12 protein-coding genes are annotated in these 21,560 nt (G+C 34.4%); all 12 read right to left on the reverse strand.

Going from position 1 to position 21,560, the window contains the following annotated elements:
* Positions 1–101 precede the first annotated feature (101 nt).
* Complete coding sequence (locus tag ACNG5D_RS09665; RefSeq protein ID WP_418183310.1) at positions 102–2,105, reverse strand: hypothetical protein; 2,004 nt, start codon at positions 2,103–2,105, stop codon at positions 102–104.
* 18 nt (positions 2,106–2,123) lie between these two features.
* Positions 2,124–3,104, reverse strand: a complete 981-nt coding sequence (locus tag ACNG5D_RS09670; RefSeq protein WP_418183311.1) for a family 43 glycosylhydrolase — start codon at positions 3,102–3,104, stop codon at positions 2,124–2,126.
* Positions 3,104–5,854 carry a family 78 glycoside hydrolase catalytic domain gene (locus ACNG5D_RS09675; RefSeq protein WP_418183312.1) on the reverse strand — a complete coding sequence of 917 codons (2,751 nt, stop codon included), beginning with the start codon at positions 5,852–5,854 and terminating at the stop codon, positions 3,104–3,106. Before ACNG5D_RS09675 ends, ACNG5D_RS09670 begins: the two co-directional genes overlap by 1 nt.
* A 258-nt stretch (positions 5,855–6,112) precedes the next feature.
* On the reverse strand, positions 6,113–6,427 hold the full coding sequence (gene rhaM, locus ACNG5D_RS09680) for an L-rhamnose mutarotase (RefSeq protein WP_418183313.1): 315 nt from the start codon (positions 6,425–6,427) through the stop codon (positions 6,113–6,115).
* A 133-nt stretch (positions 6,428–6,560) separates the two neighbouring features.
* Positions 6,561–7,454, reverse strand: coding sequence for a T9SS type A sorting domain-containing protein (locus ACNG5D_RS09685; protein ID WP_418183314.1), 894 nt, complete (start codon positions 7,452–7,454; stop codon positions 6,561–6,563).
* A 186-nt stretch (positions 7,455–7,640) separates the two neighbouring features.
* Entirely contained in the window at positions 7,641–9,815 is a 2,175-nt protein-coding gene (locus tag ACNG5D_RS09690) for a beta-xylosidase (RefSeq protein WP_418183315.1), read from the reverse strand.
* Between the two features lie 17 nt (positions 9,816–9,832).
* On the reverse strand, positions 9,833–11,227 hold the full coding sequence (locus tag ACNG5D_RS09695) for a cellulase family glycosylhydrolase (RefSeq protein WP_418183316.1): 1,395 nt from the start codon (positions 11,225–11,227) through the stop codon (positions 9,833–9,835).
* A gap of 197 nt (positions 11,228–11,424) precedes the next feature.
* Positions 11,425–13,005, reverse strand: a complete 1,581-nt coding sequence (locus ACNG5D_RS09700; RefSeq protein ID WP_418183317.1) for a RagB/SusD family nutrient uptake outer membrane protein — start codon at positions 13,003–13,005, stop codon at positions 11,425–11,427.
* Between the two features lie 10 nt (positions 13,006–13,015).
* Positions 13,016–16,096 carry a SusC/RagA family TonB-linked outer membrane protein gene (locus tag ACNG5D_RS09705; RefSeq protein WP_418183318.1) on the reverse strand — a complete coding sequence of 1,027 codons (3,081 nt, stop codon included), beginning with the start codon at positions 16,094–16,096 and terminating at the stop codon, positions 13,016–13,018.
* Positions 16,097–16,220: 124 nt separating this feature from the next.
* Positions 16,221–17,882 carry a GH39 family glycosyl hydrolase gene (locus ACNG5D_RS09710; protein ID WP_418183319.1) on the reverse strand — a complete coding sequence of 554 codons (1,662 nt, stop codon included), beginning with the start codon at positions 17,880–17,882 and terminating at the stop codon, positions 16,221–16,223.
* A gap of 126 nt (positions 17,883–18,008) precedes the next feature.
* Positions 18,009–19,592, reverse strand: coding sequence for a sulfatase (locus tag ACNG5D_RS09715; protein ID WP_418183320.1), 1,584 nt, complete (start codon positions 19,590–19,592; stop codon positions 18,009–18,011).
* Positions 19,593–19,764: 172 nt separating this feature from the next.
* Positions 19,765–21,558 (reverse strand): glycoside hydrolase family 43 protein, encoded by a 1,794-nt coding sequence (locus ACNG5D_RS09720; protein ID WP_418183321.1) that lies wholly within the window; start codon positions 21,556–21,558, stop codon positions 19,765–19,767.
* Positions 21,559–21,560 lie beyond the last annotated feature (2 nt).

Raw genomic sequence — 21,560 nt, forward strand, 5'->3', positions numbered from 1 at the left:
ACGGTATGTTGAAGCTCCCGACCAAAGGAGGAGCGACTAGTGAAATCCCGACCCTTTTGGGTAACGCCCTTTTATATTTTTTTTTGAGCTTTTAAATACTATTATTTGTTATTAATAAAATTTAATAATATTGCTTTAACATCTGCTACGGTGCCTTGTTCTAGCCCATTTTTAATGTTTGCTCCTGTTATCCAATATAAAACCATACCGGCATCAGAACAATCCCATTTTCCTTTTTGGAATCTTACAACATCATCCACTTCTGCCAGTTTACCATACAACCATACTTGTTGTAGTCTAGGATCTTTGTGGTCTCTTGCCCAATTCCATTCTTCGAGATTAACTTTTAGTTTAATATTTTGATCTGGAATTCTAACTTCTTCAACTCCAAAATCTAGTATTTGCTGCCATGTATAAAAGTCTCCTGCATCATCGTTAGCAGGATGATGTGTTATTACTTTTACGTATTTATGTTTGTCTTTAGAACTTGCATTAAGTGCAAAACCAATAATATCTGGCTCTCCTGCTTCTATAATCCAAAGTGGGTTTTCTGCGGTTGATGCGTTTATTGCTTTGGCTAAATCTTTAATGGTTTCATCTATCTGCCATTTGGCATCCAAAAATTTAAGTCCGTCAAAACCGCCCCAGCGCCTTGCTGTTACATCGCAAACGCTTTGCATAAGAGCATGCCTTTCTATCTCAGCTTTTTCAGAAATTCTGTTGACACGTACAATATCACAACTGTGCGAGTAATGCACCAATTTACCTTCTAAACCTGTGGCTCTTAATAATGCTAACGAAATTGCAGTACCACCAAGATCATCAGGGTCTGGTGAGTTACCATCTGCAACAACTGCAATTCGGCCTTTAGGTGCTTTAATTACAGGTGCTTTATTTTGAACTACCTTTAACGCCCCATCAAATGGTGTTTTTATAACATCTTTACCTTTTCCAACTGGAGAAAAAATAATACCTGACCAACGCGCTCTTGCCCATTCTTTTCCGTCTGCACTACCAACTTTTGCAACTACTGTAATCTTATCTCCTTTTTTTAATTTTACATTTTTCCATAACCCGTTATTATTTTCACCTTCTTCGAATACCTCTTTTGATAATGGTGGCTTAAAAGTTCCTAATTTTTTATTGTTAATATGTATTTCAAATTCTGACTGTCCGTCATTTTCGCCAACAGCCACAAATACCAAATCGTAGTTTCCATTTTTAAATGTAAATGGTGTTGTTGTTTGCGCTTCTTTTTGTTTATTTGGGTTAATACCAAGCCATTTACCACCAGCATGTTTATAAAATCCTGTGCCTTTAATGGGGAAATCATCAATAGGTAAGGTTTTATTGTCTATTACTGAGGCTGAAATTTGCTTGTAATACGATTGCAAAGGCCAAAGTGTAGTTACTTTTAAGCCTTCATTTTTTGGGATATATGTACTGTCTTTTGTTAATATAAATTTATCAAACTCAAAACCATCTTCGCGCATACTAAATTGTATATCGTGTATTCCTGCTTTTTTTATGTCTAAATAAATTTGTTTTGGTACACCACAATGCTCTTCTTTTGTGCGTTGTTTGCTTTCCCAAGTCCATTTGTTTTTTCCCTCGCACCATTGCATGCGTTGTCCGTGTTCTGGCCACTCTCCATTTAACCCAACGTGTATGCCATTATCCTCGCTTCCTGTGCTAAAGGCACGAACCCACACATAATATCGTCCTGTGTTATTAATTCTTACTTTATAATGTAAAACACCTAATTCGCCAGCTTTATTTGAGAAATTTTCTCCTTGAATAAGATTATCGGCATGTGTAACTCTGGTATCTGGTAATATTTCAATATAAGTATTATTACTTGCGCCTTCATGGTGTTGTTCGTCTTCATCGCGACCTACGTTGGATGCTATACCTTTTGAACTGATAAACCATTGTCTAATTTCAGAATTACTTTGTTTATTGAAGTATTCAGCTTCAACAGCAACCATACCGTTATTTTCTTGAAAAATGACATTTTCATCAACAATTGGTTTATTAAATGGTGATTGTGCATTCAAAATAACGCTTAATGTGATAAGCAAAAATGATACTAATTTTATTTTCATATTACTATAAAATAGTGTTTATAAATTAACTTTTTTTACGCCTTTCTTAGTGGCATTTATTTTCTTAATCTTTCCGTCTTCATCATAATATAAATATTCTATACATGTATTTCGTCTATACTTTGAACCTCCATTCCAACCTTGCCAATGGTAAAAGAAATAATCTTGTCCTTTATAATTAACAATAGAGTGATGGTCTTGTCTTTGATTTGGGTTTATGGCTCCTATGTACTTAAATGGTCCATATGGATTGTTTGCCATTCCATAAAAGCCACCTAAACCAGCATTATAAGAGAAGTAATATTTGCTATTGCGTTTGTGCATATAGCTGGCTTCGAAAAAATTTTGGTTCCCGTATTCAATGATTCTTGGTTTTTCTGCTAACTCTAAAAGGTTATCTTTTAAGCGTGCCACTTTGGGTTCTCTTACTCCCCAATACAGATACACTTTTCCATCGTCGTCTTTAAATACACAAGGGTCAAGCCATTTGCCTTTCACACCTTCAATCCAACCAATATCTTTAAATGGACCTTGAGGCACATCACTAACTGCTACGCCACATCGCATATCTTCTTTTGAGCCTTTTACAGAATGAGGATACAATAAATAGTATTTATTATTTTTATAGATAGCTGTTGGTGCCCACATCCATCCTTGTGTTCCCCAGGGAATATCTTTAGAATGTAAAACTTCTCCATGATCAGTCCAATTTACCATATCGGTTGAAGAAAAAGCACGATAGCCATCCATGGTATCATAGAATGTAGCATCATCCATGTCGCGAGAGGTGTACATCCAAACTTTGCCATCATTCCAAATGTGGGCAGATGGGTCTGCAGTACGAATATGACGGATTACAGGATTATTACCTTCAATTTGTTTTGACAACTCTTCTTCATTGGTAAGATTAGGCACATGTTCCTTTTTTTGATTTTCACAGCTTAACACAAATAGACCAAATATCAAAATAACAGTAACTATTCTAAATCCTTGTTTCATTATAACTTAGACTTAAACTTATATGTTCCTGGTTGCACCAATAATTCAGTTTTATCAGTTTTGGTACTTAACGTTTTTATATCTTGAGTATCTTCAACAGTTTCCATAGTACCAAGCATTAAAACTTTCGCTGTTGTATTTGGAGGCACAGTTATGCTTAAAGTAAATGTACCGTCCTTAACTTCCCATGCAGATGTTACTTTACCATAAGGTGTATTCAAACTAGCAGCTGCGGATGTTAATGGATGCCTAACTTGAGGTGCTATTTTAATGGTTTTATAACCTGCTTCTAAAGGTGCTATTCCTCCTATACGCTCATACATCCATTCGCCTATTGCACCGTATGCATAATGATTTAAACTATTCATACTCATAGGATTATACCCCTCAGTCTTACTATAGCTATTCCAACGTTCCCAGATGGTTGTAGCACCTTGATTGATGGAATAAAACCACGATGGATAAGTTTCGTTGAACAATAACTTATAAACCAAATCTACCTCGCCCATATCATCTAAAACTTTAGATAGCAAAGGTGTTCCTAAAAAGCCTGTTCTTAAGTGATTATTAGCATCTTTAAGTTTTCGTAATAAATTAGCTTGCGCATTTTTAATTTTACTTTCTGGTAATAAATGAAATGCTAATGCCAATAAATAAGAGGTTTGGGTTTCTGCAACCCCTTTTACTTTTCCTGTTTCATCAAAAAATTTATCATCAAATGTCGTAGCAACTGTTTTGTAAAGTGCTTCGTATTCTGCCTGTTCTTCTGTTTTACCTAGAACTTGGGCTGCCTTTGCTGTTAATTTAGCTGAATGTGCAAAAAAAGCGGTGCCTATTAAATTTCTAGAAGTATCGCCTTTGTTGTCTCCATTTTCAGGATAAGGCTGCAACCAATCTGAAAACGACATCATATTAGAAATATGATTTTTCGATTTTTTTTGATGATGCTCTACCCATTGTTTCATCATTTCAAAATTATCTTCTAAAAATCCTATATCGCCAGTACGCATGTAAATTTCCCAAGGTATAATAGTGACTACATCGCCCCAACCCGAACTCGCAATTTTATTACCTCGTGTATCTGGAACCGTCCACGGAATAGCTCCATCTTCAAGTTGCGCTTCGCGGACACTTTGCAGCCAACTTGCCCAAAATTTATAGACATCGGCATTAAACATAGACGTTGGCCCAAATACTTGTGCGTCGCCAGTCCAACCTAAACGTTCATTTCGCTGCGGACAATCGGTTGGAATATCTAAAAAATTACCTCGTAAACCCCAAACAATGTTACTTTGTAGTTGATTTAGTTTTTCATGTGATGATGTAAATGTACCATTATCATCAAAATCTGAATACTGCACAATACCTGTTACCCAATCTTTTTGAGGTTCTTTTGAAGCATCAAATCCACTTAGTTCTACATAACTAAATCCATGAAATGTAAATTTTGGCTGGTATTCTATGATTCCATCTTTAGCTGCAACATAATAATCTGTAGAATGTGCACTTCTATAATTTTTTGTGTAAAATGTGCCATCTGGTGATAGCATTTCAGCAAATCTAATTTTTAGTGTATCGCCTTTTTTCATTGGTACTTTTACACGAGGAACACCCACCATGTTTTGTTGTAAGTTAAATATTACTGCGCCATCTTTTTTAGTAATCTCCTTTGGCACCAGCTTAATTTTATCCTTTACAACAGTATGCCGTTTTGGTTCTAGATTTACATTTTCATCAAGATTAGCTATTTCAACTTTATTCCAGTTTTTATCATCAAAACTATTTGAAGACCAATTAGGTATTTCTAAATTGGCATTATATATTTCGCCATCATAAATTTCTGCAAACTGGAGCGGACCATTAGTTATCCCTTTCCAGCTTTCATCAGAAATAATAATTTCTTTTGAACCATCTTTCATGTGTAGTTCTAACTGGCACAATACTTTTGGCGAAACGCTATTATCCCAAGGCGTATTTCCCCATAATAATCGACCCGAATACCAACCAGATGCCAATTCAACACCAATAGTATTTTGCCCAGATTCAATTAAATTGGTAACATTATACGTTAATGTTTCAATTCTTTTATCATACGTTGTGAATCCTGGCGACATTGCATCATCACTTACATTTTCGCCATTTAAGGAAACATCAAAAACACCTTTAGCTGTAATATACAGTCTAGCAGATGTTACCTCATTAAACAACTCAAATGTTTTTCTTAAATATTGTGGTTTATGGATTAATACATTTTCTCTTCCTCTTATACTATCTCTTGCGGTATCTAGCCCAATCCATTTAGCTTTCCAATCCGTATTATGTAATAAACCTAATTCAAAATTATTTATGGCACTCCACTCTGAAGCTTCTCCTTCTTGATTCCAATATTTTACTTGCCAGTATACTTTTTGTCGTGATTGTAATGCTGGCCCGCCATATTTTACCCATACAGATTGGTTTTTTTCTTGTTTATTAGAATCCCACAAATCTGCATTATTAGGCAATAAATCTTTACTAGATGCCACTACAATTTGATACGCAGATTGACTTGCAACATGCTTTAATACTGGTAATTCCCAAGAAAATGTTGGATTTGCGTCGTAAAACCCAAGTGGGTTTTTAAAACCCTCTGAAACCGTTAAGTTTTGAGGCTTTTGCAATAGGTCTTGTTTTTTACAAGCAGTTACATTTAAAAATATAACTGTAATTAAAGTAAATGATAAATATTTGAAATTTGAGTTTTTAAACATACTTTATAGTTTCAATTTAAGATTTTCTAAAATGCAATATTTCCCAAAAAAAACTATCCTGTACTGTCTCGAAGTTTTAATATTTAATTTAAATTTATATTATTAAGACAAATTTGTCTAAAGTAAATTCTACTTTAGGAATTAAGGCTGCATTTTTGATAGAATCCGAATATCTAAAATAATTATCACTTTAAAAACTATAAAGAGTATCCTGCTTTATAAGGAACAAGAGTAATAGTTAAAATTTACAAATAGAATTTATTCCATATAAAATACTTCTTCTAAAGCTACTGAAACTGGCGAATTATCAGAATTTGTTTCCATAATATCTGACATAAAATCCCACCATTTTTTTACAATATTATTATTAGATAGATCTTGTGAACCACTTGTGCCAGATACTTTTTGAAAAGCAAATAACGTACTGGTTTCCTCATCTAAAAAAATAGAGTATTCGCTAACACCATTATCTTTAAGAAGTTTTTTTAGCTCTGGCCATAATTGGTCATGGCGCTGTTTGTAGGCTTCTTTTTGCCCTCTATTGAGTTTCATCTTAAAAGCAAGTCTTTGCATAATTAACTTTTATATTTATAAAACTTTTTAAGTTTGATTTGATTTTTTTTTATTGGTTTATAAATAAAAAAAATCATTCCATCTAAAAAAGATAGAATGATTTTTTCATGTTTTTTTTAATAAAACAATATGTTTATTGCTTTATTATTTTTTTACTAAAACTACCATTGTCGCTAATCATTTTTACAATATACATACCGCTTGTTAAAGCACTTACGTCTATTGCAAGAGATGATTGAGCATCTAACTTTTTAGTTATTACTTCGCTACCTAATAAAGAATATAAAGATACTTTGTTAATATTAGAAGGAAGCCCTTTAATACTTAATTGCTCGTTAACTGGGTTTGATACAAAAATTGAACTTGTATCAAACTTTTCAGCACTTAATGCAGATACAAAATGGAATTGAAGTGGTTGAGGTGCTGATCCATTAAACTGTACAGGGTCACCTGCCGCGGCTGGAACTACACCAAATCTTGCTCCATTACTCCATGGGGTTTTTAAAAACAATGCATTGTTTCCTCCTGATGGTGTACTTCCTGTAGAGGAATAATTTCCGTTTGCATCAACTTTAGTTTTTCTTCGTTGAAACTGGTCTAAACCACTTAAATCAGATAAATCTGCTGTATTGTCCATTGGTTCACCTGGTCTTGCAATAATCGTAATATTATTACCATCTGTCGCTACAGAATTTGTAGCCATTGTAAAAGTACCAACACCTGTAATAGTAGCAGTTACTTCCATGTACGAGGCACCATTACCACTATCATGCTCTGCGGCAGCATATCTATGTCCTGTAACCGTCCAAAGTTGTGTTTCATCATCACCTGGTAATTCTTCAGCCCATTCTAAATCGCCCGTAGCACCATTAATTGTCATATAAAGTTCTGGGTTAGGTAAGGCAGTAGGTCCAGATGTTGAAATTTTGTAGGTACCGTTTTCTGTCCATAATGCTTGAGCTTGTACTTGAAGCACACACATAGTCAAAAGTAAAAATACACTAATTTTTAAAGTAATTTTTTTCATGATTTTATTTAGTTTTAATTAATTATGTTGAAATTTAAATAAATAAGTTATAGTTTGCATCCTGTACTTACCTGAGGTTATAGAACAAATATTAACTCTAAGAACTGTTTTTTTTTAATGTTTTTGATTAAAACACAAATGCTCAGCCTATATATAAACTGAGCATCTATTATATTTTCTTAAATATCACTTTACGTATAATTTTATTTTCTGCAAGTCTTTTTCTAGAGAAGAGCTTCCTATTGAAATAGTAAATGTTCCTGGTTCTACTACTTTTTTCATGTTTTGGTTTAAAACATTAAGCTCATTAAACCCTAATTTAAAAGAAACTGTTTTTGTTTCTCCTGGTTTTAATGTAATGCGTTCAAAGCCTTTAAGCATTTTAAGATATCTTCCTACCGAAGCATAATCGTCTCTTACATACATTTGCACGACCTCATCGCCTTCTCGATTTCCAGTATTGGTAACCTCTACTGAAACTGTTGTTGTCCCGTCTGTATTAATATTGGTTTGCTCTAATTTAGGCTTACTATAGCTAAAAGTTGTATAACTTAAACCATAGCCAAATGGAAATAATGGCGACTTATTGCTATATCTATACTTGCCTTTACCAGACCCAATAAAATCTGGACGCTCTAAATAAGTTACAGGGATTTGCCCTACCGAACGCGGAAAAGACATTGTTAATTTACCGCCTGGGTTTACATCGCCAAAAATAACATTCGCAACAGCATCGCCTGCTCGCATACCTCCATACCACGTTTCTAGTACAGACGGTATATTTTCTGCTATATAATTTATACTTAATGGGCGCCCGTTAATTAAAACGACAATTACGGGTTTTCCTGTTTTATGTATGGCTTCTACCAATTCGTTTTGAACGCCGAATAAATCAAGATCTGAACGATCTCCTCCTTCGCCACATGTTTTATGGGAGCTACCCACAACTAAAACAACTGCATCTGATTTTTTAGCTGCTGAAATAGCTGCTGAAAATCCTTCTTTTGAAAAACTATCAATATCGCAGCCTTTAGCGTAATTTATTTTTACGTTTTCGCCTACTTTTTTCTTTAAGCCATCTAAAACTGAAACATAGTATGGTGGCAACCCTGAATATCCTCCCAATAGTTTGTAGGTTTTCTTTTTAGGTCTTTCTTCATGAGCATTAGGACCAATTACTGCTAAAGATTTTATTTTAGATAAATCTAGTGGCAAGAGATTGTTTTCATTTTTCAACATAATCATAGATTTCTCGGCCATTTCTAATGCAAACTCGCGATGTTCCTCTCTACCAGCATTTACTGTTTTTGGGTCTATTTCTTTTGGTTCTGTGTCAAATAAACCCAATTTATATTTTGCTGTTAAAATACGTGACGTAGCCCTATCAATATACTTCATCAAAGAAGGGTCTTGACTTATCGTATCTTTTAATACATTTATGTGATAAGTTGATAGGTCTACTTTTTTTCCTATAACCAAATCCATATCAACACCTGCTTTTAAGCCTAAAATAGCTGCCTTAGCTCTGGTTTCTGGAATAAAATGCATGGTTTCTAATCTCCCTACATCATTATTATCTGAAACAATAAAACCATCAAAACCTAACTCATCTCGTAAGATATCTTTTAACAGCCAAGTATTCATGTGGCAAGGCACTCCATTAAAGTCTTGATGACCTGGCATAACGGAACCTACTTGCGCTTCCTTTACTGCCGCCTCGAACGATGGTAGGTAAACTTCACGTAAACGACGTTCAGACATATCGCTAAAACCTCCATTTATACCTCGTCTGTTTTCAGGGTACCCAACAAAATGTTTTGCTGTAGCCATAACATGATTTTCATCAAATTGTTCATCACCTTCGCCTTGTAAACCCTGGATAAATGCAACGCCCATTTGTGAAACTAAATATGGGTCTTCACCATAAGATTCTTCTACTCTACCATAACGTGCATCTCCTGCGTATACATCTAAATTAGGAGAGTAACAATGTGTAACTCCTAACGCACGTGCTTCCAATGCTGTTTGAGAAGCCATTTTTTTTATTAGCTCGGGTTGCCATGTTGAGGCACATGCCACAGCTTGCGGATAAACCGTTGTATTACCATAATAATCAAGAACAAGCCACAAACCATGTAATGCTTCTCCATATTTCATAACAGGAATGCCTAACCTTTCGTTGGCAGGTGCATCTTGAATCATTTCTGTCATCTTTTCCTCAAATGTCATTTCACTAATTAAATTTTCAACTTTTGAAGCAATTTCAGAATCTTGTTTACTTATGGTTTCCGTTGTACTATTTTTTGTATCACAATTGAAAAATGTGGCAACAATAAAACTAGCTAATATTATTTTCTTCATTAATTTATTCTTTATAGTTAATCAAAATTCCGTAGTCCTGGAACAATTTTTATATTAAGTTTACTTGTATCCTTAGGCCATTTTAAGATGGTTAATTTCTGAGTATATTCATCCCAAATATAATCTGAAGGATTAAAACCTTTAGGAGCCTTATAGGTTTCTAATCTTACTTTTTTTAATGGATTGCGATACATTACAATATCGTTATTAATTATAATGGAAAACCCATCGGGATAATGTCGGTTAGCTCCAATAAATATTTTTGATACACCTTTGCTATTATCCGATTTAATATTTAAATTTAGTGTTCTTGTAGCATGATTAAACATAAAGGATTGAATATCTCCTGCTATGGTTTGCGGAAAAGGTCTTGATATTACATCGGTAATATATTTACGTTCTACGGTACCTGCATCTGTACTATCACTAAATATTGACCATGTTGAAGGCCCTGCTGGTAGAAAATGTTGCATACTTCGGTTTCCTAAAAACCATGCTTTTATTGATCCTACTCCCATACTATCAAAAACTTCTGCTGTTTTTATATAAAGTTCTCTGTATGCCAATTGCCCCAATTTTCCACTTATTAAGGTATCTGTTTTAGCAAATGTAGGAAACCCCCATTCTCCAATTATAATTGGAGCATTTAACATCTTAGATTCCTTATCAAATCTATCCATGTTTTTTTTAATATAATTTACATCATTTTGGTATATGTGAGGTGCAAAAATGATGTTTTTCCTATTTATCGGTGCTGTAATTTCGGCATATTGATTATTATCTACTTTCTCTCCTTTATTCATAAAAACAGATTGAAATAGTATTTTTTTATCAGCATTTATTTTTTGGCTTTCATCAATTATCTTTTGATAAAGTGGTATTAGGTATTTATTTGTTAATTCTTTATAAGAAATATTCATAGATAGTTTTCTAGGTTCGTTAACTACATCGTATCCTAAAACAGCAGAATTACTAGAATATCTATTCCATATTACTTTCCACGCATCTATATATGTACTATACTCGGCTTTATTATTTTTCCAAAATTCTTCCCATATAAACTTATTTACGCCATAAACAGTCATTTTAAATACTGTTTTAATTCCAGAATGTTGACCTAACATTACTAAAGTATCTAATTTTTTAAGGTAATTAGGCTGTAGGCTACCTCCTGGAAACTTACTAAGCTTTCCTAACTCTAATCTTATAACTTGTGTATTAGCTCCCATTCTTACCATACGAGCATAATCATCTTTATTAAAAAAAACTTCGCCTTTATGATCGTTAGTGTTTATTACAAAACCACGGGATATAACATGTCGTCCCTGATTATCTCGTAATCCATGCTTTATTTGGGAAAATACATTTAACGATAATAATACACAAACAGCAATAATTATTTTAATCTTCATCTTAATACTTCTATTTTAGTTTGTCTCAATATTATTATATCCAAAAATAATGTATCAACTTTCTTTTTGTATCCTGTACAGTACTGTTGGAAGACTAATTCATAGTTCTAAACACTTTTTGTTTAAAATAAAAAACCGAAAGACTAATATCTTTCGGTTTTATTAACTCAAAAAAATTTACTTAAAAAAAATAAGTATTATCTATATCCATTATTTGTTGGATCAGACTCCAATAAATTTGGGTTTAACAACAGTTCATTTAAAGGAATTGGTAACAAAACATGGTGATCTTGTATGTTTTCGTCAGGATTATAAGTTTTAAATTCTGCATTACGAACAACATCTAAATAAATACCCCATCTTATTAAGTCGTATCTTCTTGTTGCTTCTCCGGCCAACTCCCATTTACGCTCATCATAAATAGCTTCTCTGAACGCTTGTTGACTTAAACCTAAAATGGCTTCAGCTTCTACTTGAGTTGCATAAGCACGCTCTCTTATTTCTCTTATATACTCAAAAGCAGTATTAGGATTTCCTCCAGGACGCTCGTTTTCACACTCAGCAGCCATTAAAGCCACATCAGCTAACCTAAATACCAACCTATTATCGCCGTGGTTAAATCTTGGAGAAGTCTCAAAACTAAGACTCATGAACTTAGGCATGTATGTATGATTCAATTGAATGCCTTCATAACTACCCATAACATTTAATGGTCGTCGTAAATCAGCTGCGGGGAAATTTTCAGCAAAGTCTTTTGATGCTATTTGAAGTCCAGTACCGTTAAATTCTTCACCATTGGCAGCCAAAGCAGCTTTTAAGGCATCTTGGTCTTCACCTGGAGCAGGCTCATCAGCTATACGCGGGTTAAAGAGACTTGGCCTCCAATAATTATTTCCTGCAAATGAAGCACCTGGGAACGCTGGCTCAAATTGCCCTGTGATGTCCTTAGCAAAATCTAAAGACCAAATAATCTCATTGTTATATTCGTTTGCTGGATCAAAAACATCGTTATAATTTGCCAAAATGGTATGAGAAGACTGGTTAATAATTTCCAAACATTTATCTAAACCAGCTTGCCAATCTTGTGCTTTCATATGTATTTTGGCTTCTATAATAGCTGCCGCCCATTTAGTAGCTCTACCTCTATCTTCATTTGGGTAAACAGGTAGCAGGTTATTTTGTGCAAACTCCAAATCGTCTAATACAGTAGCTAAAATAACATCTTTACCAGTTCTTCCTAATGAACCAATCTCTTCAAGTGTAAGCACTTCTGTATAAAAAGGCGCATCGCCCCAAAGATTGGTAATATGCCAGTAAGCTAATGCCCGAATAAATCTTGCCTGTGCAACAACATCATTCTGAACAGCTTCAGAGATGGCTCCATTTCCAGAAACCCTTTCAATAATAACATTGGCATTTAAGATAACTCTATAAAGATTCTGCCAAGTATCTGTTACACTCATTTTTTGGTTTGAGGCGTCGGCAGTGACCTCATTTAAAGTATAATTCCCCATCACCTCAAAAATTGGGTGTTTACGATTTGGCTCTATAATATCTACTCCATTATCGTACCAATTATCCAGCCCAGCTTGCCCGTAGATCGAGTTATTTTTAATTAAGGCATATAAGCCGGTAATGGATTGTTTTGCATCATCATCAGTAGCAAAGAAGTTTTCTGGTGCAATAATATCTCGTGGTTCTTCCTCTAAAAATGACTCACAACCAAAACATGTGATCATAATTAAGGTGATACAAAAAAATAATTTATTTGTTTTCATAGTAATATTTTTAAAAAGTTACGTTAAGGCCTAAACTTATAACACTGGCATTGGGATACTCCCCTCCAGCAAATCCTTGAGCTAAATTTCCTAAATCAGAGCTACCGTATTGACTTGTCTCTGGATCAATTAATCTAAAATCCGAAAGTAGTAACAAATTGGTTCCAGAGGCGTAAATTGACATATCCTTAACACCTTTCCATCCCATTTTTTCAACTGGTAAATGATAAGTAAATTTCACATTTTTTAGACGTAAATGCGAACCGTCTTCAACATCAAAAGAATTAGGAACATAATCACCTTCAAGTAATCCAGGTCGAGGGACGTTAGAAGTTGGGTTTTCTGGTGACCAATAGTTAGCAGCTTCGGCGTACTTTGGAACTTCCCCACGAATGAAATAGTTAGTACGTGTTCTTGTATTAAAAACTTCATTACCAACAGTACCTTGAATATAAATACTTAAATCGAAGTTTTTGTAAGAAAAATTATTCTCAAATCCATAAATTAAATCTGGAAATGGGTTACCTAAAACCACATAATCTTCATTGGAAATAATACCGTCTCCTTGATCTGGGATACCATCATTATTAGTATCAATAGTTAATTGATCTTTATATCTAGGACCTCCAACAGAATTTGTTGCTGGATCTTGTCCTGAAGCAGTAATTTCTTCTGGACTTTTCCATGTCCCTAAGTATTCTGCTCCAGTAAATACTGGAACAGTTTCCCCAACAATTATTCTCAAGTTTCCTGCGCCTAAAATTGGATTAGTAACTACATCAACAAATTCTTGACCGCCAAGATCCAACACCTTATTTTTATTAGAAGAAAGCGTTAAGGTAGTATTCCAATTAAAATTAGGCTTGGAAATATTGGTTGAAGTCACTAAAAACTCCCATCCTTTATTCTCCAAAGAACCTACATTTTGTAATTGACTTGTATAGCCTGTTTGCCTAGGTATGGTTACATCTAATAACAAATCTTCCGTTTTTTTAGAATAATAATTAAACTCTGTAAATACTTTTCCTCCAAAAAGCGAAGCTTCTAAAGCAATATCAAAAGACGTTGTTGTCTCCCAAGTTAAATTAGGATTTGCTGGTCTTCCCAAAACAGCGCCAGGAGTCTCAACACCGTTAAAAGATGTATTTCCCTCTACTAAAACACCTAAAGTATTATAGGCAGAAATAGCTTGATTTCCCGACTTACCATAACTGGCTCTTAATTTTAAATCTTGAAAGACATTTTGATTTTGCATAAAAGGCTCTTCTGTAATTTTCCACGCACCTGCTATAGATGGATAAAATTCATATTTATTACCTGGAGCAAAAACAGAACTACCGTCACTTCTACCAACCAATGTTAATAAGTACTTGTCTTTATAGGTATAATTAAGCCTTCCAAAAAAGGAAACAAGTGTATTTTGAGTATAACTAGAACCCACTATATTTCTTAAAGGGTCAGTTCCCAATCCCAAGTTGTTGAATGTAGTAGCATCAGTAGTATACCCAAAAGATTGAGCAAGAGCAGTTTCAGTAGAAGTTTTCTGGAAAGAAGCACCACCTAAAATCGTGTAACTATGATCCTCTTTAATATCTCCAGAATACTGCACCGTATTTTCATTATTCCATCCAAAAGATGACGTAGTGCTTATCCTAGCATTACTTTCTGCTGACGTTAAATCTGGTCTTTGACTAGACGTAAATTCATTTCTTTTAGAATTAGTAATATCTGGGTTAAAAGTAGAACGAATAATTAAATTTTCAATAGGACTATATTCCAAATATAAAGTACCTAACAAATTGCTAATACCGGTTTCATCTATATCTAGTTTTGCCGTTGCAACTGGGTTATTAAAATCTGCACTCCTTACTTCATCAAAACCATTATAAGAACCATCATCATTAAATATGGGTTGGGTTGGCAAAATACCTAAAAGACTACTATAGCCAACAACACCGTTCTCCTGTTTAATTCTTGAATAATTAATCCGAACACCCGCTTTCAATCTATCACTTAATTTAAAATCCACGTTAGACCTAAAGATATATTTTTCTATTCCTGAATTCTCGATAATACCATCTTGATCGAAAAAATTTAACGAATTATAATAACTAACACTTCCGTTTTCTGATGAACCAGCAATTGAAACATCCGCATTATAAATGGGAGATGGACTTAACAAAAGGTCAAAATAGTCATTATTTGGATAATCTGATGGACTTCCTGGAAATGGAGGAACCGCACCTCTAGCGATTGCATCTGCATTGGTGTATTCTATTTGCTGTGCTTGACTTAGGTAATCTGGAGTTTCAGGTACTATTTGTGTACTAGTATAAATACCTACACTTACTTGTGGTTTACCACCACCAATATTGGCACCATTTTTCGTGGTTACCAAAATAACACCGTTGGCTCCTCTTGACCCATAAATAGCAATAGATGATGCATCTTTTAATATCTCGATGGATTTAACATCATTGGCATTTAGGTTATTCAAGTTAAAATTGGTTCCTACAATAATACCATCAATAACCCAAAGCGGTTCGTTACTACCTGTAATGGAATTACCACCTCTTACTCTAATAGCTGTACCAGAACCTGGAGCACCACTAGTTTGAGTAACTTGTACACCTGCTGCTCTACCTTGTAAAGCTTGATCTACTCTCGAAACAGGAACAGATGCTACATCGTCTGCACTTACTGAAGAAACTGAGCCTGTTAAATCTGATTTACGTTGTGTACCATAGCCAATAATTACAACCTCATCTAGTTTGTTATCTTGCTCAAGAGTTACATTTATTGTTGTTTGATTTCCTACAACAACTTCTTTTACCGAGTATCCTACATAAGAAAAAACTAGTGTACTTAGTGCTTCTGCATTGATGGTGTAATTTCCATCAAAATCGGTAGTTGTTCCTGTTGTGGTTCCTTTAATTATAACTGTAGCCCCAGGAAGAGGTTGGCCATCTGCAGAAACTGTACCTTTTACAGACTGCGCGTTTGACATTCCTATGCAAGACAATGCCAAAACAAAACATATCCAAGTTTTTTTAAAACTTAAACATGATGTTAATTTAGTTTTTAATTTCATAAAGTTTTAGTTTGTTTGTTAACAATAATCTAAAATATTATGATTTTTTTTATAATCTATCCTGTACAATACTATGGTGTCCTGTAGTATCCTGCCTAAAAAAATAATGAAGAAAAATTTTAATTTATTGAGGTATTAACTCTATTAATTTAACACTATGCGGCTCTAAATCTACCTTTAAGGTTAACTTTTCTTGGTGCTTATTTATTATAGAATCTGTTATAGTTTTTGGGAGTCTAGCCATTTTAGTGTATTTCGCTAAATTTGCATTAAACACATCCTTCCAACCATCATCAAAACGATCTGATGGTCTATTGCCATAGATACGGCCATTGGTTTTCTCTCCTACTCCTGCATTCCTTAAATCTTTATAAAGCTCGTGCATTATTATTCCATGGGTTTTATCAATGGTCCACTCATTCATTTTCCAACGGGATTCTCCAGATATGTGCCCACCTTCTAATTGCGGGTATAAAGTTCTTTTTGAAGAACTACTTCTTATAGTATTATGGTTATATATTAATAAATAGATTTTATCGCCTTTAGTAACAGGTATAACCCCTGCGTGCCCATTAATATTATCAATAGTTTCTAACCGGTTTCCGTCTACCATTTTTAAAAACATTTCTGTAACAAGCCGTCTACCTTGTGGTAAATTGCTTGACTCAAGCTCTTGCCCCCAATCATAAATTTCTGTAATTCTATTTTGATAGGCTAAATCTGCTATTCTAGCATACCAACTTGCTCCAAATTCTGTTCCATCTACTATACTAATACCTCTCACACCATGCTCATCGCGTAATATTCCAAATTCCTGAATATCGAAAGGAATATTGCTAAACTGAGGGTAACTATCTAGTTTATCTCTATATTCTTTTATTGTATTGGGAAGTTTTATAGTATTCTGATCAATTTTCTCATAATAAGAAATACAGAAAAAATCCATTTTTGTACCTATGGCTCCCGTAGCATAGTTTGTTCCATTTGCACAATGATCGATAATTTCTGTAGTATACGTTGCAACTCCTTCGGTTAAATTATTTCCTGGGCCAATAATAGCATTAGGAATTACTTTTAAAACTTCATCTACAGTTATGTCGTAATGTTTAAAAAACTCTTCTTTACTACCATTCCAATGTTGTGGTGTAAAATTAGGTTCGGTTGCTACTCTAAAACGCCAAGTTTTAACTTCGTTTAAACCAAATTCGTTAACCAATGTTTGTAAGAATGCGTTAATATATTGTCTCCAAATACCATAGTTATCTGGCGGATTGGTATTACCATAGGTATTCACTTCTTTTACAGCATTCATTTTCCAAGGCACATTATCTAATACAATACGCGGCTTAAAACCTGTTTGCATAAAATTACGCATATCTGTAATTAAACTACTAAAATCTGTTATGATATTTCCAGAGCTATCTACACCTTTATAAAAATCGTTTTTATCATCTGTTCTTCCTCCTAAAACACGTACCAAGTTATAGCTTTTTACGTATGGCTTTATATTTTCAATATCTGCTCTAAAACCAGAACTACTAAATCGTGTTTGGTTTACCATAGGTCTTGTAGACCAAAAGTTATACATATTACCCACTACCGCATTTGTATTTATTGCAACAACTTTATCTGGTTCTGTAACTATAGGGTTGTTAGGCTCGTTTGGCTCTTCTGGTTCTGTATTTTTAACAGTCTCTTTTTTTACATCTTCAGGTTTAGAACATGTAAAAAAAACGGTATGTATAGAAATTAACAAAATATATGAAAATATTTTTACTGCTCTCATCTTTATCTATGTATTATTATTTTACAAATAAATATACTCACTAAAAACACAAAAACCATCCTGTACAACCTTGCTTATTAAGGATTGAAAAAAGTATATGTTAATTGTTATGATTTATTCAATACTTTAATCGGTGGTTAATTTACTTTTCCACCAATTTTTATTGGGCTGAAAGTTTTTAGATAGGACTTCTAAACGTTGACTTTCTAACAAAGGCCATTTCTTATTTACAATATTTAAACATCTGTTTTTTGCTTTATTAGCATCATATTTTGTGTCTTTTACAGGGTATTTGGCATTTACACTTTTAAGCCATTGCAATAAATTATCACTTAATGTTTTTGCTATTTTAGGGTGTTTTAAAATCACATTTAAGGTATCTTGTTCTGTTGAAGGTAATTTATATAGTTCTTCATGCCCATCTTCCCAATAATGAATTAATTTCCAGCCTTCTTTTTGAATGATAGAAGCGGGTTCTCCTCCTTGATTTCCGTAATGTGGATAATGCCAATATAATGGTCTATTTATTTCTAAATTTATTCCTTCTAGTAAAGGTTTTAAGCTTATACCATCTTTATGCTGTTCGGGATGCAACGGTATATTTGTTAAATCTAATAGCGTTGGATAAAAATCGGTATTAATTACAGGGAATTCAACTTTTAAACCTTTATGTTTTAACCATGGTACTTTTATAAAATAAGGCTCACGAATGCCACCTTCCCATTGATATCCTTTTCCGCCTCGTAATGGCAAGTTACTAGTAGCGTAATGATCTCCAGAGGCTACTCCTCCGTTATCGGAGGTAAAAACAACAATAGTATTATTATCTAATCCGTTATCTTTTAATGCTTTTAAAACAAGCCCAACAGCTGTATCCATTGTTTCTACTAAACCTCCGTAAATGGGATTGTCTTGTATTGTACGAATTGGTAATACGCGTTCCATTCTATACCCTGTTTTTGCAATACCCAAACTATCGGCTTTTTTTCTATATTTTTTCCATTTTGTTTCTGTGGTTTGAATAGGTGCATGAACTGCATAAAAAGATAAAAAAGCAAAAAATGTTGTGTCTTTATGCTTGGAAATAAAATTTGCTGTTTCTTTTGCTAAACGCAGGGTTAGATTTTCTCCTTTTTCTTTGTTTTTAAGTTTTGGATTATTCCATGGAGAGAAGAATCCGCCTCTAGGGGAACCCGCATCGATTCCTGCTATATTAATATCGAATCCATGATCTTCTGGGTAGGAACCTTGACCTCCTAAATGCCATTTTCCTGCGAAAAAGGTTTTATATCCATTGTTTTTAAAAGTCTCTGCTATGGTTACATCTTCTTGGGGCAATTGCATGTTATAATTTGCTGGTAGTAGTTTGTTATGGCGGTTTTTTGCACGCCAATTTTCTCCTGCTTTTGCTCCTATCCAATCGGTAATACCATGGCGTGCGGTAAATTTACCCGTCATGATACTGGCTCGAGATGGACTGCATACTCTACTAGATGCATAACCGTTGGTAAACATAATGCCTTGATTGGCTAATTTATCTACATTGGGGGTTTCGTAAAAGACACTTCCTGTAACGCCTAAATCGTGATATCCCAAATCGTCTACTAATATAAATAGGATGTTAGGCTTACGTACTTTTTCTGTTTTTTTTTGGCATCCTAATACAGCTTGTATAATAAAACAATACACTATTACTTTTAATATATACATTGATTTGTTTTTTAGTTAGAAGGTTTACGGGTATTTTAATTTATACAATAGCCTTTTGGATAGTTGCGTTAGGGATTGAACGGTTTGTTGGAGCTCCCGACCATAGGAGGAGCGACTAGTGAAAGCCCGACCCCTTGTGGGTAACGCCCCAATTATACAGTTGTTTTTCTTTTTATTTTTTTGCTGCTTTAGGGCCATCGTAATTATAGGTAAACCAATCGACATCGATGTATCCTGCATCTTGTTTTTCATTCCATGAAAAGAATCCTAGGCGATCGCCTGTCCATTTCCCAAAGGCTATAATAAATTTAGGTCCAAATGCTTTAAAATTAACGCCATCTAAACTGTAGGCGTAAGTGGCTTGGTTTACATTGTTTACTGTTTTAATGTACAGCGTGCTTCCTTTTATTTCTGGGCCTTTTGTTTTTTGCGACATGCTATCCATGTAAAATAGGTGCTTTTTTCCGTTTTCGGTTACTTCTACTCCTAGTAAGTTAAAAACGCCTCCGTAGCGTACAAAACCTGCTAATTGGTGTGGTTGCATTCCTGAAATATCGAATTTAGCTACTGCCGTTCCTGTTGTAATACCCATAATACGCTGGCTTAAGGTATTGCACGCTCTCCAGAAATTGGCGTCTGAGCCGTCGTTGTTAGTCCATTCATTAATGTTTGGTCCGTAGCCTTTTTTGTTTGGCAGTACCTTACTTGCTTTTAAGCGTAACCAGCCTTGACGTTCTGTAAGTGACCAATGTGTGTTCCTTGGGTTGTGGTTCCATTCCCATTGAAAACCTAGTTTGGTTGATGAAAAATCGTCGTCTGAACTTGGTGCTGAAATTAGGTAACCATCTATTGGTTTCTTGTACTGTTTTACGGGTTCGCCAATGCCATCATTATCTTCGTCTACGCCAATAATTGGCCATCCGTCTACCCAATTTACAGGTTCTAAACATTGCGGACGTCCTTGAAATGGAATGGTATCGTTTTGAATGAGTTGATGCATATACCACCATGATTTATCGGGTGCTTGCATTAACGCTCCTTGACTTGCGCTACGATTATTAAAGGCTGTTCCTTTTTCTAAAACGGTTTTAACTTGGTAAGGACCGTAAATACTTTTTTGTGAACGTAATACAATTTGCTTTCTGTCGTTTTTTGGGTTTTTTACGCCTGGTTTGGTGGATTTATCGCCCATAGTCCATTGTGCTAAAAAGATATACCAAGTGCCGTTTATTTTATAAATTTTGGCTGCTTCGGCTCCCATGCCTGTGTAAACTAATTTACCTTCGTCTAGGATTTTAGTTCCGTCCCAACTCATTTCATAAATTCTGTTTTCGTTGCCTTCTATGGTATTACTAGAACTTTTTTGTTTTCCTGCAGTATTTACTATTATGTATGCCTTATGCGTGTCTTTATCCCAATATACTGCTGGATCGTCTAATACTTTTGCTTTTGGCAACATAAATATTGGTTTGCTCCAAGGCCCTTTTATATTTTTAGCCGTTGCTACCATTAAACCATGTTGATAATCTATTTGGTAACAGTACCAAGTACCTTCGTGATATGCCAAATCGCCTGCCCAAGTGCCAAAAGAGTAACCATTCATTCTGTCCCAATTGTACTCTGGCGCCCAGGATAAACTATCAAAAACATGTCCTATATGGGTCCAGTTTACCATATCTTTAGATTCTAAAATTGGCATTCCTGGAGACATGTGTTGTTTGGAGGTAATCATGTAATAGGTATCGCCTACTTGCTCGATATCAGAATCTGGATAATCGGCATTTAGCACGGGGTTAATATAGGTACCATTACCTTGATCTCCAAAATGTCCTGTTTGGGCTTGTACTAGTTTTGTGTATTCTAAAACTTTGTTTTCTTGGTTTTCTGAGTTTGATTTACAACTTAAACCTGTTAAAAGAGTTCCTAGAAAAAACACATTAATACCTATAATACGTAGTATTTTCATTT

The organism is Algibacter ulvanivorans, assembly GCF_048381495.1.
In the GTDB taxonomy this organism is placed as follows: Bacteria; Bacteroidota; Bacteroidia; order Flavobacteriales; family Flavobacteriaceae; genus Algibacter_B; species Algibacter_B ulvanivorans.